Here is an 18,863-nt window from a genome sequence, read left to right as displayed (position 1 = left end):
GGCTACAGCACCTTGCCCAGGAACGCGCGGGTGCGCTCCTGCGCCGGGCTGGAGAAGATGACCGCGGGATCGCCCTCCTCCACGATCACGCCCTGGTCGATGAAGATCACCCGGTTCGCCACCTCGCGGGCAAAGCCCATCTCGTGCGTCACCACCACCATGGTCATGCCCTCGCCGGCCAGCGCGCGCATGACGGCCAGCACCTCGCCCACCATCTCGGGGTCCAGCGACGAGGTCGGCTCGTCGAACAGCATGATGCGCGGCTGCATCGCCAGCGCCCGGGCGATGGCGACGCGCTGCTGCTGGCCGCCCGACAGCTGGTTGGGATAGGCGTCGATCTTGTCGATCAGCCCCACCTTCTCCAGCAACACGGTCGCGCGGCCGCGAGCCTGCGCCAAGCCCAGCCGGCGCACCTTCAGCGGCGCCAGCATGATGTTCTCCAGCACCGTCATGTGCGGGAACAGGTTGAAGCGCTGGAACACCATGCCGATCTCCGAGCGCAGCGCGTCGACGTCGGTCCTGGGCTGGTGCACCGAGACGCCGTGCACCAGTACCTGGCCGCCCGATGCCTCTTCCAGCCCGTTCAGGCAGCGCAGGAAGGTGCTCTTGCCCGAGCCCGACGGCCCGATCACGCAGACCACCTCGGACGCCTTGACGGTGCAATCGATGCCGCGCAGGACCTGCAGGTCGCCGAACTGCTTGGTCAGGCCCTCAACGCGAATCACCTCGTCCATACCGAGCCTCCAGCTTCTTGACGGCGTACGCCAGGCCCAGCGTGAGCAGCCAGTACATCAGGGAGATCGTCAGGTACGGCTCCCAGTAGCGCGAATAGGCGCCGGCCACGGTGCGCGCGGCGTAGGCCAGTTCCGCCAGCCCGATGGCCGAGACCAGCGACGAATCCTTCAGCAGCGAGATCGCGTTGTTGCCCAGTGGTGGCAGCATCCGGCGGAACGCCTGCGGCAGGACCACGTGGTACATCGTGCGCGGGAATGACATGCCGAGCGAGCGCGAGGCCTCCACCTGGCCGCGGTCGATCGACTGGATGCCGGCGCGGAAGATCTCCGAGATGTAGGCGCCGGCATTGAGCGTCAGCGCCACCACGCCGGACAGGAAGGCGCCGTAGTTCTGCTTCAGGTGACGTGCGGTCTCGCCCGAGATCAGCAGCCCGTCGGCCGGATTGATGAACAGCGGCAGCACCGCGAAGTGGATCAGCAGGATCTGCACGAACAGCGGCGTGCCGCGGAAGAAGCTCACGTACACCGTGGACGGCCAGCGCAGCAGGTAGCGGCACAGCTGCCGGGCCGGCGCATGGCGCGCCTGCGCCACCCGCGCCATGCCGATCGCCAGCCCCAGCGCCGTGCCCTGCACGATGCAGATCAGCGTCAGCGCGATCGTCATCGCCAGGCCGCGCCAGAACAGCGGCGCGTACTCCGCGATGATGTCGGCGCGGAACCAGCCGAACCAGAGGACCTGTTCCATCGGCGAGCGGCGAACGGCTTATTGCGCGGGCAGGGCGGGCGCCTCGGCCTGGAACCACTTCTTGTAGATCTGCGCGTAGCTGCCGTCGGCCTTGATCGCGGCGAGGCCGGCATTCAGCTTGGCCAGCAGCGGCTTGTTGCCCTGCTTGACCACGATGCCGAAATATTCCTTCGGGAACGCCGGGTCGGCGACGGTCTTGAGCTGCGCGTGTTCCTGGGCCCGGAAGGCGATCACGCCGTTGTCGCCGATGGCGGCATCCAGCCCGTTGTTGGCCAGTTCGGAGATCACCACCGGCGTGCTCTCGAAGCGGCGGATGTCGGGATTGGTCTTGCCGAATTCGCGTGAGGCCGTGTCGTCGCCGGTGCTGCCGGTGACGACGCCGATCTTCTTGCCGGCCAGGTCCTTCAGGCTGCGGACGTTGGCGTCCTTGTGGACGGCGATCAGCTGGCGGGCCTCGAAATAGGGCGCGGTGAAGTCGTAGGACTGCTTGCGCTTGTCGTTGATGGTCACACCGGAGATCACCAGGTCGAGATCGCCGTTGTTCAGCGCCGCGAAGATGCCGGTCCAGGGCGTGTTGACGATCTTGATCTGCAGGCCGGCCTTCTGGGCCACCGCCTTGATGATGTCGACGTCGTAGCCGACGATTTCCTTGCTGGGATTTTCGTAGGCGAACGGGCGATAGGTGGCGCTGGAGCCGACCACCAGCTCCTTGTTCTGGGCGAAAGCGCAGGCGCACGCACACAGCGCCAGCATGGCGGCGGCAAGGCGAGCCAGGGATTTGATGGTCATGAACGGTCCTTTCCGGGGGTGGGATGCGCGCTGCGCGCAAAACCGTCGAGGTTAACCGACTTGCAGGCGCGGGCTTGCGCCCGGCAGGCCCCGGTTATCATCCCCAGCCATGCTCGAACAACGGATCCAACAGCATTTCATCGACAGCGCCGACCTGAAGTACCAGGCCGCGCAATCGCTGAGCAAGCCGATCGCCGCCGCCGTGCAGGCGGTGCTGGCCTGCGTGACCAGCGGCGGCAAGGTGCTGGCCTGCGGCAACGGCGGTTCGGCCGCCGACGCCCAGCATTTCTCGGCCGAGTTCATCGGCCGCTTCGAGCGCGAGCGGCCCGAGCTGGGCGCCATCGCGCTGACCACCGACAGCTCCATCCTCACCGCGATCGGCAACGACTACGACTTCACCCGCATCTTCGCCAAGCAGGTGCGCGGCCTTGGCCAGGCCGGCGACGTGCTGCTGGCGCTGTCCACCAGCGGCAACTCCGCCAACATCCTGGCGGCGATCGAAGCGGCGCACGAGCGCGAGATGAGCGTGGTGGCGCTGACCGGGCGCGGCGGCGGCAAGATCGCCAACGTGCTGCGCGAGACCGACGTCCACATTTGCGTGCCGCACGACCGCACGGCGCGGATCCAGGAAGTGCACCTGCTGGTGCTGCACTGCATCTGCGACGGCGTGGACACCCAGCTTCTCGGCGAACAGGAATCCCCAACATGACATCGAAGCTCCCGTCACCCATCCTGGCCATCGCGCTGGCTGCAGCGCTGGCCGGCACGCTGAGTGCGTGCGTTCCGCTGGTGGTCGGCGGCGCCGCGATGTCGGCAATGGTCGCCGCTGACCGGCGCACGTCCGGCACCCAGCTGGAGGACGAAACCATCGAGCTGCGCGGCGCCAGCCGGCTGCGCGATGCCTTCGGCGACCGCGCGCACATCAACGTCACCAGCTACAACCGGCAGGTGCTGCTGACCGGCGAGGTGCCCAGCGACGCGGCCAAGCAGCAGGCCGAGCAGCTGATCTCGCGGGTGGAGAACGTGCGTTTGATCGTCAACGAGCTGGTGGTGGCCGGCACCAGCACGCTGGTGCAGCGCTCCAACGACACGCTGATCACCGGCAAGGTCAAGGCCTCGCTGGTGGACGCCAAAGACCTGTACGCGGGCGCCTTCAAGGTGGTGACCGAGCGCGGCACGGTCTTCCTGATGGGCCGGGTGACGCCGCCGGAAGCCGACCGCGCCACGGCCATCGCCCGCCAGATCAACGGCGTGCAGCGGGTGGTCCGGATCTTCGAGCTGATCAGCGAGGAAGAGATGCGCCGGATCCAGACCCAGCTGGCGCCCACGTCGCCGACCAGCGCGAAGCCTTAGACGGCTGTCGTCCGGTCCGAGTGGCTGTCATCCCGCCTCGAGCCGGGATCCGGACGGGGCCGCGCCAGCAACTCCGCGGATGGGAACAGGATGGATCCCGGGTCCAGCCCGGGATGACCGCGGCGGGCATTGCCGCCTTCGGTCACTTCAGCCGCGTGATCAGGCTGGAGGTGTCCCAGCGGCGGCCGCCGGCGGCCTGCACGTCGGCGTAGAACTGGTCCACCAGCGCCGTCACCGGCAGCCGGGCACCGTTGCGCTTGGCTTCGTCCAGCACCAGCCCCAGGTCCTTGCGCATCCAGTCGACGGCGAAGCCGAACTCGAACTTGCCTTCGATCATGGTCTTGCCGCGGTTGTCCATCTGCCAGCTCTGGGCGGCGCCCTTGCCGATCACCTCCAGCACCTGGTTCATGTCCAGGCCGGCCTGCTGGCCGAAGGCGATCGCCTCGGACAGCCCCTGCACCAGCCCCGCGATGGCGATCTGGTTGACCATCTTGGCCAGCTGGCCGGCGCCGGCCGCGCCCAGCAGCGTGAAGGCGCGCGAGAAGGCCATGGCCACCGGCCGGGCGGCCTCGAAGGCGGCCTTGTCGCCGCCGCACATCACCGTCAGCATGCCGTTCTGGGCGCCCGCCTGCCCGCCCGACACCGGTGCGTCCACGAACTGCAGCCCCAGCGCCTGCGCCTGCACCTGCAGTTCGCGCGCGATGTCGGCCGAGGCGGTGGTGTGGTCGACGAAGATGGCACCCTTCTTCATGCCGATGAAGGCGCCCTCCTCGCCCAGCGTGACGCTGCGCAGGTCGTCGTCGTTGCCGACGCAGCAGAAGACGAAATCGGCATCCTTGGCGGCCAGTGCCGGCGTCGCCGCCGAATGGCCCTTGAACTCCTTCTTCCAGGCCTCGGCCTTCGGCGCGCTGCGGTTGTAGACCGTGACATGGTGCCCGGCCAGCGCCAGGTGCCCCGCCATCGGCGAGCCCATCACGCCCAGGCCGAGGAAGGCGACCTTGCGGGGCGCCGTAGGTTCATAGGTTTTCGGGTTGGTGCTGGCCATGGTCGTCGTCCTGAAAGAAGGGGTTGCGGATGGCGCTATTTTGGCCCTTCCTGATCGACGGTATCTGCATTCCACCGTCTGGGTCCCGGGTCAAGCCCGGGACGACAGCTGCTTCAGACGATCGCGAGGTGTTCCGTTCCAGCGGACAGGTCCTGGGTCTTGGCGCGCTGCGAGTTGAGCTTGATCTGCAGGCGCAGGTCGTTGACCGAGTCGGCGTTGCGCAGCGCGTCCTCGTACGTGATGACGTTGTTCTCGTAGGCGTCGTACAGCGCCTGGTCGAAGGTCTGCATGCCCAGGTTGCGGCTCTTCTTCATGATCTCCTTGATCTCGGAGACCTCGCCCTTGAAGATCATGTCGGAGATCAGCGGCGTGTTGAGCATGATCTCCACCGCGGCCGCGCGGCCCTTGCCGTCCTGCTTGGGCACCAGGCGCTGCGAGATGAAGGCCTTGAGGTTGAGCGACAGGTCCATCAGCAACTGCGCGCGGCGCTCTTCCGGGAAGAAGTTGATCACCCGGTCCAGCGCCTGGTTGGCGCTGTTGGCGTGCAGGGTGGCCAGGCACAGGTGGCCGGTTTCGGCGAAGGCCACGGCATGCTCCATCGTCTCGCGGTCGCGGATCTCGCCCATCAGGATCACGTCCGGGGCCTGCCGCAGCGTGTTCTTCAGCGCCGCTTCCCAGCTGTCCGTGTCCAGCCCCACCTCGCGCTGCGTGACCACGCAGTTCTTGTGCGGATGGACGAACTCCACCGGGTCCTCGATGGTGATGATGTGGCCGTACGAGTTCTCGTTGCGCCAGTCCACCATCGCCGCCAGCGTGGTGGACTTGCCCGAGCCGGTGGCCCCCACCAGGATGGTGAGGCCGCGCTTGGACATCGCGACCTCCTTGAGCACCTGGGGCACGCCGAGCCCGTCGATGGTCGGCAGCACCTGCGGAATGACCCGCAGCACCATCCCCACCTTGCCCTGCTGCACGAATGCGTTGACGCGGAAGCGCCCGATGTTGGGCGGCGAGATCGCGAAATTGCACTCCTTGGTGCGCTCGAACTCGGCGGCCTGCTTGTCGCTCATGATCGAGCGCGCCAGCGCCAGCGTGTGGCCGCTGTTCAGGGGCTGGGGCGAGACCTTGGTGACCTTGCCGTCCACCTTCATCGCGGGCGGGAAGTCGCCGGTGATGAACAGGTCGCTGCCGTTGCGGCTGACCATCAGCTTGAGCAGGTCGTTGATGAATTTGGTTGCCTGGTCGCGTTCCATGGAAAGTCCTCGCTAAATTCTTCGCTGCTTCAGAAAGTCTTGCGGTCCGAGACCCGCGCGCCGACGGTGCGCAGCCGCAGCGACAGCCGCCGCGCCAGCAGCGCGATCAGGCTGGCGGCCAGCTCGGGGTCGGTGGCCATCATGCCGTCGAGCGCTTCCGCGTCCAGCACGCCGATCTCGCAATGGGTGAGCGTGGTGCAGCGGGCGAAGCGCATTCCGCTGTCCAGCAGCGACATTTCGCCCAGGATATCCCCGGGCCGCGCTTCCGCCATGCGCATCAGCTCGCCCCAGGGCTGGCGCCGGTCCACCGCGACGCTGCCGCTGAGAAGCACCATCATGAAATTGCCGTGCTCGTCCTGCTCGATGACGTTGCGCCCGGCCGCCACCATGGCGAAGTCGATGAAGCGCTCCAGCCGGCCGATCGCGGCGACGCCGAGGCGCCCCATGTATTTGTCGCGGCTCCACAGCGAACGCAGCAGGGCGGTGCCATGGTCCGGCGGCAGCGCGCTGGCACCGATCGCCGCAGCCCGCGCGCTCCACGCCACGAGCCTGGAAGGATCGACCCCCAGGTCGTCGAAGGCGCTGCTGAACAGAAGGGGATCCGGCCGTTCGGCTGCCGCCCTGAGGCCGCCGCGCTGGGTCCGATCGCTGCCTTCGTTCATCGTTCCTCCTTGGCTGGCCGCGGCGGCGCGGGCCTCAGCCCGGGAAGTTTTCCGGGATCTTGGCCTTGCCGCGCGCCTCGGCCGGGCTGATCATGTTGCGCTTGACCAGGTCCGTGAGGTTCTGGTCCAGCGTCTGCATGCCGAAGCTGTTGCCGGTCTGGATGGCCGAATACATCTGCGCCACCTTGGCCTCGCGGATCAGGTTGCGGATGGCGGAGGTGCCCAGCATGATCTCGTGCGCCGCGACCCGGCCGGTGCCGTCCTTGGTCTTGCACAGCGTCTGCGAGATCACGGCCTGCAGCGATTCCGACAGCATGGCCCGCACCATTTCCTTCTCGTCGGCCGGAAACACGTCGATGATCCGGTCGATGGTCTTGGCCGCCGACGAGGTGTGCAGCGTGCCGAACACCAGGTGGCCCGTCTCCGCGGCCGTCATCGCCAGCCGGATCGTTTCCAGGTCGCGCATTTCGCCCACCAGGATCGCGTCCGGGTCTTCGCGCAGCGCCGACTTGAGCGCCGCCGCGAACGACAGCGTCATGTTGCCCACCTCGCGCTGGTTGATCAGGCACTTCTTGGACTCGTGGACGAACTCGATCGGGTCTTCCACCGTCAGGATGTGGCCGTATTCGGTTTCGTTCAGGAAGTTCACCATCGCCGCCAGCGTGGTGGACTTGCCCGAGCCGGTGGGGCCGGTGACCAGCACCATGCCGCGCGGCTTGAGCGCCAGCTCGCCGAAGATCTTGGGCGCGTTGAGCTGCTCCAGCGTCAGGATCTTGGAGGGAATGGTCCGGAACACGGCACCGGCGCCGCGCTGCTGGTTGAACGCGTTGACCCGGAAGCGCGCCAGGCCGTCGATCTCGAACGAGAAGTCGACTTCCAGGAATTCCTCGTACATCTTGCGCTGGGTGTCGTTCATGATGTCGTACACCATGCCGTGCACCTGCTTGTGGTCAAGCGCGTCGACATTGATGCGCCGCACGTCGCCGTGGACCCGGATCATCGGCGGCAGGCCGGCGGACAAGTGCAGGTCGGATGCCTTGTTCTTGACGCTGAACGCCAGCAGCTGGGTAATATCCACGGATCCCCTCGGTAGTTGGTTGCTCTAGTGCCGGTTAATTATGACCACGATTCGAAACAACCTCCAGCGAGTTCACCAACGGATCGCTGATGCCTGTGCGCAGGCGCAACGCCCCGTGACCGATGTCACGCTGCTTGCCGTGTCGAAAACCTTCGGCCCGGACGCAGTGCGCCAGGCGTATGAAGCGGGCCAAAGCGCCTTCGGCGAGAACTACATCCAGGAAGCGGTGGAGAAGATCGCGCTGCTGCGCGACCTGCCGCTGCAGTGGCATTGCATCGGCCCGGTGCAGAGCAACAAGACCCGGCTGGTGGCCGGCCACTTCGACTGGGTGCACAGCATCGACCGCCTCAAGACCGCGCAACGGCTGTCGGAGCAGCGTCCGCCGGAGCTGGCGCCGCTGCAAGTGTGCATCCAGGTGAACATCGACGGCGGCGCCACCAAGGCCGGCGTCGCGCCGAAAGACGTGGCGGCGCTGGCCGCGGAGATCGCCGCGCTGCCCCGCCTGAAACTGCGCGGCCTGATGACGATCCCGGAGCCGGTGGACGATTTCGCCGCGCAGCGCGCGCTGCACATGCGCACGCGCGCCCTGTTCGACCAGCTCAGGGAAGCGGGCCTGCCGCTGGACACGCTGTCGATGGGGATGACCGCCGACCTCGAAGCGGCGATCCTGGCCGGCAGCACGATGGTGCGGGTTGGCACCGCGATCTTCGGCGGCCGGCCGCCCCTGTCGTCGCGGGCTTGATCCGCAAGGCCGGATCGGGTCCGGCAGGACATCAGCCTATTTCTTCGGCAACGGCTGGCGGAACGGCTTGATCTCACCGCAGTCGGCGGCCAGCCACTTGCCGCTGCCTTCCATGGTCATCTTTTCCGGCCTGCCCTGCATGGTGGTGGTGACGTTCATCTTGCTGGAGTAGGACTCCGAGCCGTTGAAGGTGATCTGGCCGTCGCCGCTGGAGGGCGGGTTGGTGCAGGCGAAGGCCATCTTCATGGTGTTGCCCGTGCGGCTCTGCGCGGTGGTCTTGCAGTCGCCCTGCTGCGCCGGCATCTCGTTTTTCTCGACCATCTCCTTGGTCATGCAGATGCGCACGCTCATGCCGCCGGCCGGACCGGCGGAGCCCATCTTGACGCCGGACCTGGCCATCTGCTCCTCGATCATCTTGCGCTGCTCGGGCGGCATCGACGCCATCTGCTGCTGCATCTGCGACATGGCGTTCTCCATCTGCCCGCTGCCGCTCTGCATCTTGTTGGTGATCTCCCACAGGCCCGGCTTGAGCGTCTGGGCGGCGGCCGGCAAGGCAGCGGCGGCGGCGACGAGGGCGGCAATGGCGCAGTGGTGCTTGGTCATGTCGGTTTCCTGAAGTTCAAGATCAGCGATTGTCAAATGGGCTGCCGGCGGCGGGCATCAGCGCTTTCCCGGCCTCCTCAGGCTGCCGTCGCCTGCCGCACCGCGTGCTCCCATTGCGCCATCAGTTCGCCGGCGCGGCTGCGTTCCAGCGTCGGCAGGAAGCGGCGCCCGGCCCGCCACAGCGCCGACAGTTCGTCGCGGCTGCGGTACACGCCGCTGGACAGGCCGGCCAGGTAAGCGGCGCCCAGCGCGGTGGTTTCGGTGACGGCGGGACGCACGACCGGGATGCCCAGCAGGTCGGCCTGGAACTGCATCAGCAGGTCGTTGACGCAGGCGCCGCCGTCCACCCGCAGTTCGCTCACCGGCGTGCCGCCGGCGGCAGTGGCGTCGCGGCTCATGGCCAGCAGCAGCGCGGCGCTCTGGTACGCGATGCTCTCCAGCGCGGCGCGGGCGATGTGGGCCGCGGTGGTGCCGCGCGTCAGGCCGGTGATGGTGCCGCGCGCGTCGGGCTTCCAGTAAGGCGCGCCCAGCCCGGTGAAGGCCGGCACCACCATCACGCCGCCCGAATCGGGAACGCTTTGCGCCAGCGCCTGCACCTCTTCGCTGCCCTTGATCGCCTTGAGGCCGTCGCGCAGCCACTGGACCACCGCGCCGCCGACGAACACGCTGCCTTCCAGCGCGAACTCCGGCTCGGCACCGGTCTGCGCCGCGCTGGTGGTGAGCAGGCCGTTGGCCGAGGTCTGAAAATGCCCGCCGGTGTGCATCAGCAGGAAGCAGCCGGTGCCGTAGGTGTTCTTGGCCATGCCGGCCTTGAAGCAGGCCTGGCCGAACAGCGCGCTCTGCTGGTCGCCGGCCACCCCGCCGATCGCGATCGGCGCGCCCAGCAGCACCGCGTCGGTGGACCCGTATTGCGCGCTGGACGGCAGCACCTGCGGCAGCATCGACGCCGGCACATCCAGCATCGCCAGCAGCTCCGCGTCCCACTGGTTGCGGTGGATGTCGAACAGCATGGTGCGCGATGCGTTGCTGACGTCGGTGGCGTGCAGCTTGCCGCCGGTGAGCTGCCACAGCAGCCAGCTGTCCACCGTGCCGAAGGCGAGCTCGCCGCGCTGCGCCTGCTCCCGCGCACCGGCCACGTTGTCCAGCAACCACTTGATCTTGGTGGCCGAAAAGTAGGAGTCGATCAGCAGGCCGGTGCGCTGCTGGATCTTCGCGGCCTGCCCCTGCTCGCGCAGTTGCGCGCAGACCGGTTCGCCGCGCCGGTCCTGCCAGACGATGGCGTGGTGGACCGGCCGGCCGGTCTTGCGGTTCCACACCAGCGTGGTCTCGCGCTGGTTGGTGATGCCGATGGCGCGGATGTCTGCGGCCTTGAGCTTGGCTTTGGCCAGCGCTTCGCGCGCGGTCGCCAGCTGGCCGTTCCAGATCTGCATCGGGTCGTGCTCGACCCAGCCGGGCTGCGGATAGATCTGCGGCAGCTCCTGCTGGGCCTGCGCGACGATGTTGCCGAGTTCGTCGAACACGATGCTGCGCGAACTCGAGGTGCCCTGGTCCAGGGCCAGCAGATAGGTCATTGGTGGTCTCCAGCAGCGGGCATCCTACACAGGCAGCGGCAGCCGGGTGCTGCTCTTGACTTCCTCCATCACCGCGTAGGTGCGGGTTTCGCGCACGCCCGGCAGCTGCCACAGCACGGTGCCGGCGAAATCGCGGTAGGCCCGCATGTCCGCCATCCGGGTCTTGAGCAGGTAGTCGAAGCCGCCGGCCACCATGTGGCACTCCATGATCTCGGGATGCACCTGCACCGCCGCCTTGAAGGCCTCGAACACGTTGGGCGTGGTCCGATCGAGCAGCACCTCCACGAACACCAGCATGCCGGCGCCCAGCTGCATCGGGTTGAGCCGCGCCTCGTAGCCCAGGATGTAGCCCTCGCGCGTCAGCCGCTGCACCCGGGCCAGCACCGCCGTCGGCGACAGGGCCACCGCCTCGGCCAGCTTCAGGTTGGACAGCCGGCCGTCGCGCTGCAGGGCGTCCAGGATGCGCAGGTCGATGCGATCCAGATTCGCAAGATCGGCCACCACTGCTAGTGATTTGTTCTGAACATTCCTGGAATTTAGCGTGAAATTCACTGCGAATCCAGCGACGATTGGTCATGAGCCAACACCTTCCCTCGCCCTACCGGCCCGAAGCCGGCATCGTCAGCGCCGCCCTCGCCGCCCTTGAAGGCGCGCTGGACTGGCCCGCCGCAGCCGCCGCCGCGCGGCCGTGGGTGGACGCGGTCCGCCGCCATCCGCCGCCGTTCTGGGCGATGGAAAGCCTGCTGAAGGAATACCCGATCGCCAGCGCCGAGGGCCTGGCCCTGATGCGGCTGGCCGAGGCGCTGCTGCGCGTCCCCGACGCCGAGACCGCGATCGCCCTGACGGCCGACCAGCTCGGCCGGGCCGATTTCGACGGCGCGCCGGATTCGCCGCTGGCGCGGCTGTCGCAGGCCGCCATCGCGATGTCCAAGAAGATGCTGCCCGATGGCGGGCAGGAACAGGGGCTGCTCTCGCGCCTGGGCGCCAGGACCGTCGTCGCCGCAACGCTGCGCGCCGTGCAGCTGCTGGGACGCCAGTTCGTGCTGGGCCAGTCGATCGGCGAAGCGCTGGGCGAAGCCGCGGACGCCCGCCGGCGCCAGCCGAACCTGCGCCATTCGTACGACATGCTCGGCGAGGGCGCCCGCACCGAGGCCGACGCCCTGCACTACCTGGAGAGTTATCGCGACGCGATCGCCGCCATCGCCGCCGGCGGCGACGCGCAGCGCTCGCCGGCCGACAACGACGGCATCTCGATCAAGCTGAGCGCGCTGCACCCGCGCTACGAAGACGCCCAGCGCGCCCGGGTGCTGGCGGAGCTGGTGCCGCGGGTGTGGGCCCTGTGCCAGCAGGCGGCGCGGGCCAACATCAACCTCACCATCGACGCCGAGGAGGTCGACCGGCTGGAGCTTTCCCTCGACGTCTTCGAGGCACTGGCGCTGCAGGTGGCACGCGAGCAGCCGCAGTGGCAGGGCTTCGGGCTGGCGCTGCAGTCCTACCAGTCGCGGGCGCAGGAGCTGGTGGCGCATGTGGCGCAGCTGGGGCGCAGGCTCGGGCTGCGGTTCATGTGCCGGCTAGTCAAGGGCGCCTACTGGGATGCGGAGATCAAGCGGGCGCAGGAGATGGGGCTGCCGCAGTACCCGGTGTTCACCCACAAGCACCACACCGACATCTCGTACCTGGCCTGCGCGCGGGCGCTGCTCGATGCCGGCGACGTGATCTTTGCCCAGTTCGCCACCCACAACGCCGGCACCATCGCCGCCATCGTGCAGATGGCCGGCGGCACGGGCGGGTTCGAGCTGCAGCGCCTGCATGGCATGGGCGAGGGCATCTACCGAGAGGTGCTCAAGGACCCGTCGATCCGCTGCCGGGTCTATGCGCCGGTGGGGCAGCACCGCGAGCTGCTGGCCTACCTGGTGCGGCGGCTGCTGGAGAACGGCGCCAATTCCTCCTTCGTCCACCAGCTGGCCGACGAATCGGTCGGCATGCAGCAGCTGCTGGTGTCGCCGCTGTGGCTGGAGCGCGAAGCCGCGCTGCCGCTGCCGCCGCAGTTGTACGGTGCATCACGCCGCAACAGCGAAGGGGTGGACCTCACGGTGGAGAGCATGCGCGCGCCGCTGCTGGCCGCCTATGAAACGACCAGAGTGCCGACGGTGCCGCTGGCCGACGTGGCATCCGTCGGCGATGCCGTCGCCCGCGCGCTGGCCGCCGGCCGGCACTGGAGCCGCGCCCCGGTCGAACGGCGCGCCGCCATCCTGCGCAAGGCCGCCGATGCGATGCAGACGCAATTGCCGCAGCTGTGCGCGCTGCTGGTGAAGGAAGCCTTCAAGACCTGGGGCGACGCCGTCTCGGAAGTGCGCGAGGCGATCGACTTCCTGCGCTACTACGCCGATGAAGCGCAGCGGCTGATGCAGCCGCTGGCGCTTGCCGGCCCCACCGGCGAATCCAACGAGCTGCGGCTGACGGCGCGCGGGGCCTGGGTCTGCATCAGCCCCTGGAACTTCCCGCTGGCCATCTTCACCGGCCAGGTGGCAGCGGCGCTGGCCACCGGCAACAGCGTGCTGGCCAAGCCGGCGGACCAGACGCCGGCGATCGCGGCCGAGGCCGTACGCCTGCTGCATGCGGCCGGCGTGCCGGCCGACGCGCTGCAACTGCTGCACGGACCCGGCGAGACGGTGGGCGCGGCGCTGGTGGCGCAGCCGGGCATCGCCGGCGTGGTGTTCACCGGCTCGACCCAGGTGGCGCGCATCATCCATCGCGCGCTGGCGGCCAAGGACGGGCCGATCGTGCCGCTGATCGCCGAAACCGGCGGCATCAACGCGATGCTGGTGGACTCCACCGCGCTGCCGGAGCAGGTCGCCGACGCGGTGGTGCAGAGCGCGTTCCGCTCGGCCGGCCAGCGCTGTTCGGCGCTGCGGCTGCTGTGCCTGCACGAAGGCATCGCCGACACCGTGACCGGCATGCTCGCGGGCGCGGTGCGGGAGCTGGTCATCGGCGATCCGGCGCTGCTGGCCACCGACGTCGGACCGGTGATCGACCGGGAAGCCTGGGAAGGAATCGCCAGGCAGGTGGAGCGCCTGCAGCGCACCGCGACGGACCGTCATCCCGGCCTCGAGCCGGGCTCCATGCCCCTGCATGCCGGCGTCCCGATGCCGGACCAGGCCCGGCATGACGGCCGGTTCTTCATCCCGCCGCAGATCTTCGAGGTCGCCAGCATCGCCGAGGTGCAGCAGGAGATCTTCGGCCCGGTGCTGCACGTGGTGCGCTGGAGCGGCGACCCGGCCGCCGTGATCGACCAGATCAACGCGCTGGGCTACGGCCTGACGCTGGGCATCCAGACCCGCATCGACAGCCGGGCCCAGGCGCTGGCGGCGCGCGCGCACGTGGGCAACGTCTACGTCAACCGCAACATCATCGGCGCCGTGGTCGGCGTCCAGCCCTTCGGCGGCGAAGGCTTGTCGGGCACCGGACCGAAGGCCGGCGGGCCGTATTACCTGCAGCGCTTCTGCGCCGAGCAGACCCTGACCATCAACACCACCGCCGCCGGCGGGAACGTGGCACTGCTGGCCTAGCCGGGCCCACCTGGCGACGGCTGGGCCTTGCGCTGCTCCAGCAGCGTGTCCACCAGCGCGGCCAGCTTGCGCAGGTCCACCGGCTTGGTCATGTGGGCGTCGAAGCCCGCTTCCAGCGCCTTGCGCTCGTCCGACTCCTGGCCCCAGCCGGTAGCGGCGATCAGCACCATCTGCCGGCCCCAGGGCGTGGCCCGGATCTGGCGGGCGGCGTCGTGGCCGTTGAGGTCGGGCATGCCGATGTCGAGGATGGCGACATCGGGCTGGCGGCGCGCGCATTCGCTCACGGCCTCCTGCCCGCCTGCCACCCGCACCGTGGCGAAGCCGGAGATCTCCAGCAGCTTGCTGATGCCCCAGGAGGCATCCACGTTGTCGTCGGCGATCAGGATCAGCCCGCGCTTGCGGGTGCTGCGATCGACCGGCGGCGCCGTGCCTTCCTGCTCCGCGGCGGGAGCGGCGCCGGGGGCGGCGCGCCGGGCCGGCAGCCGCACGCGCAGCTCGCTGCCCTGGCCCAGCCCGGGCGACGAGGCCTCCACCGTGCCGCCATGCAGTTCGACGATGCTGCGCACCAGCGCCAGCCCGATGCCCAGGCCGGCGTTGGCGCGGTTGGCCGGCGCGTCCGCCTGGGCGAACATCTCGAACATCCGGCCGATGTCCTCGGGCTTCATGCCGACACCGTTGTCGCGCACGGTGATCAGGACATGCTCGCCTTCGAAACTCACGTGCAGCTCCACGCGGCCGCCCGGCGGCGTGTATTTGATGGCATTGGTCAGCAGGTTCGACAGCACCTGGTTCAGGCGCAGCGGGTCCGCGTCCAGCTGCACCGGGTACGGCGGCAGCTCCACGCTCAATGTATGGCCGGCGGCGTCCAGCAAGGGCCGCGTGGTCTCCAGCGCGGCGTCCACGATCGGCGCCAGCAGCACCTGCTGGCGGTGCAGCTCCAGCCGGCCGAAGGTCAGCCGCGACACGTCCAGCAGGTCGTTCATCAGGCTCTTCATCGCCTGCGCCTGGCGCCGCACCACCTGCGCCGCCGCCTCCCGGTCCGGCCCGTCGACCCCGGGCGTCAGCAGCAGCGACGCGGCGCTGTCGATCGAGGCCAGCGGGTTGCGCAGTTCGTGCGACAGCACCGCCAGGAAGCGGTCCTTGGCCAGGTCCGCTTCCTGCAGCGCGACCCGCGCCTTCTCGTTGGCCTGCAGGGCGTCGACCAGTTCGCCCTGGCTGCGCTCCAGCGCCTGCTGGCTCTCGCGCACCGCGGTCTGGTCGCGCAGGATCTTCACCAGGCCCACCGCGGCGCCGGTGGCGTCGCGCATCACCATCATCGCGCCGCTGGCCCAGAACACGCTGCCGTCCTTGCGCATGTGGAAGCGGTCGTCGGCCGCGCGGCCCTCCGCCATGGCGGTGCGCTGTTCGTTGTCCGGCGCGCCGGCGGCGCGGTCCTCGGGCGTGAAGATCATGTCGGCCTCGCGGCCCATCGCCTCCGCCTCGGTGTATCCGAGCAGGCGCTCGGCACCGCTGTTCCAGATGGTGATGCGGCGCGCCAGGTCGGTGGAGAAGATCGCGTAGTCGGTGGCGCTCTCGACGATCAGGCGCAGCCGCTCCTCGCTGTTGCGCAGCGCCTCGGCCGCCTTCTTCTGCTCGGTCACGTCGCGCGCGATCGCCGTGCCGCCGATCACCTGGCCCAGGCCGTCCTTGATCGGCGAGATGCTGAGCGCGACATGCACTTCGCTGCCGTCCTTGCGCTGGCGCACCCGTTCCAGGTTCTGCGCCGGCCGGCCCTCGCGCAGCGCGGTGGCGATCACCTCCTGGTCGGCGTCGCCCTGGCGATCCAGCATGCCGAGCGGCCGGCCGATCGTCTCGGCGGCGTCGTAGCCGAACACCCTGGTGGCGCCCGCGTTCCAGCTCAGGATGGTGAGGTCGATGGAGAAGCTGATGATCGCATCGGTGGACGACGCCACCACCGCCGACAGCCACAGCCGCACCTCCTCGGCCTCCTTGCGCTCGGTGATGTCGATGAAGCACACCACCACGCCGGCGATGTGGTCCTCGATCGTGCGGTACGGCAGCAGCCGCGACAGGAACCATTTGCCGTCGGGCATGCCCACTTCGCGCTCGATCGGCACCAGCTTTTCCAGCACCCGGCGGGCGTCGTCGCCCAGCTGCGTGTAGTCCAGCCGGGTCGCGAGGTCGGCCAACGGGCGGCCGACGTCGCTGGGGATCAGGTTGAACAGCGTCACGGCCGACGGCGTGTAGCGGTTGATCCGCAGTTCGCGGTCCAGGAACACGGTGGCGATGGCCGTCGCGTCCATCAGGTTGTGCATGTCGCTGTTGGAGTGGCCCAGCTCGTCGACCTTGCCCTTGAGTTCGACGTTGACGGTGGTCAGCTCCTCGTTGATCGACTGCAGCTCCTCGCGGCTGGTCTCCAGTTCTTCCGTCGCCGAGCGCAGCTCCTCGTTCATGGCCTGCAACTCCTCGTTGCTGGCCTTGAGTTCCTCGGTCGAGCCTTCGTATTGCTCCACGGTCTCGCGCAGCTGGCGGCGCAGCCGTTCGATCTCGCGGTCCAGGTGGCGCGCCACCGGGTCCGGGCCGGAACGCGACGGCGTCTCGGCCGTCGCATCCGACGGGTGCGCGGGCGGCAACGCCTCCAGGCTCACCAGCAGCAGGTCGGGCGCGACGTCGGCGGCGGGCGAGACGCGGATGGCAACTTCCACCGTGTCCTTGCCCATCTCCACCGCCGGCGCCACCAGCTCGGAGCGTTGCCCGCTCTGGGTGGCCTCGAAGAGGGCCGCCCGCAACTCCACCCGCAGGCTGGGATGGACCGAGCGCAGCAGGTTGCGGCTGGGTTCGCCGCCGGTGAACTGCAGGAAGCGGCCGGCCGACGGCGACAGGTGCAGGATGTTGTGCTCCCCGTCCACCAGGATGGTGGGCGGCGCCATCGCCTCCAGCATCTTGAAGTGCAGCTCGCCCCATGACAGGTTGCGCCCGTCGACGGCGCCGCGCTCCACCCGTCCGGGCACCGCGCCGGCCTCGAAGGCGGCACTGGCCACCACCGGACCGGCCAGCGCGCGCCGCTGCGCCTCGGCAGCCATGGTGAGCATGCTCGGGCCCACCGGCAGCGGCGGATGGACGCGCGGCATCGGCCGTTGCCGGAAGATCCGGTACTTCTTGTCGATCACGCTGAACAGCAGGCTGCTGTCCTCCACCGACTCGGAAGAGCCCAGGAACAGCAGGCCGTTGGGCAACAGCGCGAAGTGGAATGTCTCCAGCACGCGTTGCTGGGCATTGCGGGTGAGGTAGATCAGCAGGTTGCGGCAGCTGACCAGGTCGAGCCGGGAGAAGGGCGCGTCCTTGAGCAGGTCGTGCTGCGCGAACAGGATCATCTCGCGCAGCTCGCGCCGCACCCGGTAGCCCCGGTGCTCCTTGACGAAATAGCGCTGCAGCCGCTCCTCGGACACGTCGGCCTCGATCATGGACGGATAGCTGCCCTCGCGCGCCTCGCGGATCGCCTCTTCGTCCAGGTCGGTCGCGAAAATCTGGATGCTGGGCGGCGCATCCAGCAGCCGCGCCCTTTCGCTCAGCAGGATGGCCAGCGAATACGCTTCCTCGCCGGTGGCGCAGGCCGCCACCCACACCCGCACCGCGTCGCCGGGCCCCTTGCCGGCAAACAGCTCGTTCAGGTGCGAGTCGAGCGCCTCGAAGCACTCGCCATCGCGAAAGAAGTTGGTGACGCTGATCAGCAGGTCCTGCAGCAGCGCCGCGGCCTCGCCCGGCTGCACCCGCAGGCAGTTGAGGTAGCCCGCCAGATCGGAAACGCCGTTGACCTGCATCCGGCGGGCGATCCGCCGCACCACCGTCGCCCGCTTGTAGTACGAGAAGTCGCGGCCGGTGCGGGTGCGCAGGAAATTGAGCACGTCGCGCAGGGCGGCTTCCTCGTCGCTGCCGGCGGGCACGCCGGTGTCCGGCGCGTTCGGCACTTCCTCCGGTGGCAGCCGCAGGGTCTTGCCCTGCGCGAAATATTGCAGCAGCCGCGGCGCGATGTCGGCCACCGGCAGCACCCAGTCCACCATCCCGGTGGCGATGGCCGAGCGCGGCATGCTGTCGTGCTCCGCTTCCTCGGGATCCTGTGCCACGGTCAGGCCGCCGCGTTCCTTGATGCGCTTGATGCCGATGGCGCCGTCGCCGTCGGCGCCCGACAGCACCACCGCCGCGGCATACGGGCCATGGGTGTCGGCCAGGGTGCGGAAGAACAGGTCGATCGCCACGTGGCGTCCACGCGGCGCCAGCGGCTCCTCGGCCAGCACCAGGCGGCTGCCGACGGCGCGGATGGCGCGGGCCGGCGGGATCACATAGACATGTCCGGGCAATACCTCCTGGTCGGCGGCGGCAGCGACCACCTTCATCGCCGAACAGTGCTGCAGCAATTCAGGCAGCGTGCTCTCGTGTTCCGGCGACAGGTGCATCACCACCACGACGGCCAGGCCGCAGTCCGCGGGGAAGCCGCGCATCAGGGTCTGCAGCGCCGGGATCGAGCCGGCCGACCCGCCCAGGCCCACCATCGGCGTCATTTCGATGCCGCGCGCCGGCGCCGGCGCCGGCACGGCATCGTCGACCACGGCAGCGGACTCTTCTTCGGCGTGGTCGGGCGTCAAGTCGCTCATCCTGGACTCATGGGTTGAAGGCAAATTATGCGCTGCCGGCATGGCTCGAGCCGCCCCCGGCCCGCGCGCC

At 69.0% G+C, this 18,863-nt stretch carries 15 protein-coding genes; 4 read left to right on the top strand and 11 right to left on the bottom strand.

All coding sequences use genetic code 11. The features are described from left to right. Positions 1-2: 2 nt before the first annotated feature. From ACFPOE_RS06700 to ACFPOE_RS06690, 3 genes are read right to left on the bottom strand one after another with little or no spacing between them, the layout of a single operon-like run. A complete protein-coding gene (locus tag ACFPOE_RS06700; protein WP_376849277.1) occupies positions 3-725 on the bottom strand; it encodes an amino acid ABC transporter ATP-binding protein in 723 nt (240 codons plus the stop codon). Beyond that, a complete protein-coding gene (locus ACFPOE_RS06695; protein WP_376849236.1) occupies positions 712-1,479 on the bottom strand; it encodes an amino acid ABC transporter permease in 768 nt (255 codons plus the stop codon). Before ACFPOE_RS06695 ends, ACFPOE_RS06700 begins: the two co-directional genes overlap by 14 nt. A gap of 18 nt (positions 1,480-1,497) precedes the next feature. Continuing rightward, entirely contained in the window at positions 1,498-2,268 is a 771-nt protein-coding gene (locus ACFPOE_RS06690) for a basic amino acid ABC transporter substrate-binding protein (RefSeq protein ID WP_376849235.1), read from the bottom strand. 109 nt (positions 2,269-2,377) lie between these two features. Between ACFPOE_RS06690 and ACFPOE_RS06685 the strand changes: the two genes are divergently transcribed. Then, positions 2,378-2,977, top strand: coding sequence for a phosphoheptose isomerase (locus ACFPOE_RS06685; protein WP_376849234.1), 600 nt, complete (start codon positions 2,378-2,380; stop codon positions 2,975-2,977). Further along, entirely contained in the window at positions 2,974-3,621 is a 648-nt protein-coding gene (locus tag ACFPOE_RS06680; protein ID WP_376849233.1) for a BON domain-containing protein, read from the top strand. The genes ACFPOE_RS06685 and ACFPOE_RS06680 overlap by 4 nt, the downstream gene beginning before the upstream one ends. 142 nt (positions 3,622-3,763) lie before the next feature. On the opposite strand, the gene ACFPOE_RS06675 is transcribed toward ACFPOE_RS06680, so the two are convergent. The 4 genes from ACFPOE_RS06675 to ACFPOE_RS06660 all read right to left on the bottom strand — a co-directional run bounded on the left by ACFPOE_RS06675 (position 3,764) and on the right by ACFPOE_RS06660 (position 7,656). Continuing rightward, entirely contained in the window at positions 3,764-4,666 is a 903-nt protein-coding gene (locus ACFPOE_RS06675) for an NAD(P)-dependent oxidoreductase (protein ID WP_376849232.1), read from the bottom strand. Positions 4,667-4,779: 113 nt separating this feature from the next. After that, complete coding sequence (locus ACFPOE_RS06670; RefSeq protein ID WP_376849231.1) at positions 4,780-5,916, bottom strand: PilT/PilU family type 4a pilus ATPase; 1,137 nt, start codon at positions 5,914-5,916, stop codon at positions 4,780-4,782. Between the two features lie 29 nt (positions 5,917-5,945). After that, entirely contained in the window at positions 5,946-6,578 is a 633-nt protein-coding gene (locus tag ACFPOE_RS06665; RefSeq protein WP_376849230.1) for a cyclic nucleotide-binding domain-containing protein, read from the bottom strand. 34 nt (positions 6,579-6,612) lie between these two features. Next, on the bottom strand, positions 6,613-7,656 hold the full coding sequence (locus ACFPOE_RS06660) for a type IV pilus twitching motility protein PilT (protein WP_376849229.1): 1,044 nt from the start codon (positions 7,654-7,656) through the stop codon (positions 6,613-6,615). 40 nt (positions 7,657-7,696) lie between these two features. On the opposite strand from ACFPOE_RS06660, the gene ACFPOE_RS06655 reads away from it, so the two are divergent. Continuing rightward, the gene (locus ACFPOE_RS06655) at positions 7,697-8,398 is read left to right on the top strand and encodes a YggS family pyridoxal phosphate-dependent enzyme (protein WP_376849228.1); all 702 of its coding nucleotides are present in this window, start codon (positions 7,697-7,699) and stop codon (positions 8,396-8,398) included. A 36-nt stretch (positions 8,399-8,434) separates the two neighbouring features. Here ACFPOE_RS06655 and ACFPOE_RS06650 read toward each other — a convergent pair whose 3' ends face one another. From ACFPOE_RS06650 to ACFPOE_RS06640, 3 genes are all read right to left on the bottom strand, one after another. After that, complete coding sequence (locus ACFPOE_RS06650) at positions 8,435-9,001, bottom strand: DUF3617 domain-containing protein (protein ID WP_376849227.1); 567 nt, start codon at positions 8,999-9,001, stop codon at positions 8,435-8,437. 77 nt (positions 9,002-9,078) lie between these two features. Further along, on the bottom strand, positions 9,079-10,572 hold the full coding sequence (gene glpK, locus ACFPOE_RS06645; RefSeq protein WP_376849226.1) for a glycerol kinase GlpK: 1,494 nt from the start codon (positions 10,570-10,572) through the stop codon (positions 9,079-9,081). 24 nt (positions 10,573-10,596) lie between these two features. Then, complete coding sequence (locus ACFPOE_RS06640; protein WP_376849225.1) at positions 10,597-11,073, bottom strand: Lrp/AsnC ligand binding domain-containing protein; 477 nt, start codon at positions 11,071-11,073, stop codon at positions 10,597-10,599. Positions 11,074-11,147: 74 nt separating this feature from the next. Between ACFPOE_RS06640 and ACFPOE_RS06635 the strand changes: the two genes are divergently transcribed. Further along, complete coding sequence (locus ACFPOE_RS06635) at positions 11,148-14,141, top strand: L-glutamate gamma-semialdehyde dehydrogenase (protein WP_376849224.1); 2,994 nt, start codon at positions 11,148-11,150, stop codon at positions 14,139-14,141. Here ACFPOE_RS06635 and ACFPOE_RS06630 read toward each other — a convergent pair. Next, positions 14,138-18,793: a CheR family methyltransferase gene (locus tag ACFPOE_RS06630; RefSeq protein WP_376849223.1), complete on the bottom strand. Its 4,656-nt coding sequence runs from the start codon at positions 18,791-18,793 to the stop codon at positions 14,138-14,140. The genes ACFPOE_RS06635 and ACFPOE_RS06630 overlap by 4 nt on opposite strands. Positions 18,794-18,863 lie beyond the last annotated feature (70 nt).

It is taken from the genome of Caenimonas terrae (assembly GCF_042655405.1).
Taxonomy (GTDB): Bacteria; Pseudomonadota; Gammaproteobacteria; order Burkholderiales; family Burkholderiaceae_C; genus Ramlibacter; species Ramlibacter terrae_A.
Note: the sequence above shows the minus strand (reverse complement) of the source record. Positions and strands in the feature narration are given on the sequence as shown.

Coding starts and splice junctions, on each gene's coding strand:
- ACFPOE_RS06665 (WP_376849230.1), bottom strand. CDS start 6,578: ATGAACGAAGGCAGCGATCGGACCCAGCGCGGCGGCCTCAGGGCGGCA.
- ACFPOE_RS06695 (WP_376849236.1), bottom strand. CDS start 1,479: ATGGAACAGGTCCTCTGGTTCGGCTGGTTCCGCGCCGACATCATCGCG.
- glpK (WP_376849226.1), bottom strand. CDS start 10,572: ATGACCTATCTGCTGGCCCTGGACCAGGGCACCTCGAGTTCGCGCAGC.
- ACFPOE_RS06685 (WP_376849234.1), top strand. CDS start 2,378: ATGCTCGAACAACGGATCCAACAGCATTTCATCGACAGCGCCGACCTG.
- ACFPOE_RS06630 (WP_376849223.1), bottom strand. CDS start 18,793: ATGAGCGACTTGACGCCCGACCACGCCGAAGAAGAGTCCGCTGCCGTG.
- ACFPOE_RS06670 (WP_376849231.1), bottom strand. CDS start 5,916: ATGGAACGCGACCAGGCAACCAAATTCATCAACGACCTGCTCAAGCTG.
- ACFPOE_RS06675 (WP_376849232.1), bottom strand. CDS start 4,666: ATGGCCAGCACCAACCCGAAAACCTATGAACCTACGGCGCCCCGCAAG.
- ACFPOE_RS06635 (WP_376849224.1), top strand. CDS start 11,148: ATGAGCCAACACCTTCCCTCGCCCTACCGGCCCGAAGCCGGCATCGTC.
- ACFPOE_RS06650 (WP_376849227.1), bottom strand. CDS start 9,001: ATGACCAAGCACCACTGCGCCATTGCCGCCCTCGTCGCCGCCGCCGCT.
- ACFPOE_RS06680 (WP_376849233.1), top strand. CDS start 2,974: ATGACATCGAAGCTCCCGTCACCCATCCTGGCCATCGCGCTGGCTGCA.
- ACFPOE_RS06655 (WP_376849228.1), top strand. CDS start 7,697: ATGACCACGATTCGAAACAACCTCCAGCGAGTTCACCAACGGATCGCT.
- ACFPOE_RS06690 (WP_376849235.1), bottom strand. CDS start 2,268: ATGACCATCAAATCCCTGGCTCGCCTTGCCGCCGCCATGCTGGCGCTG.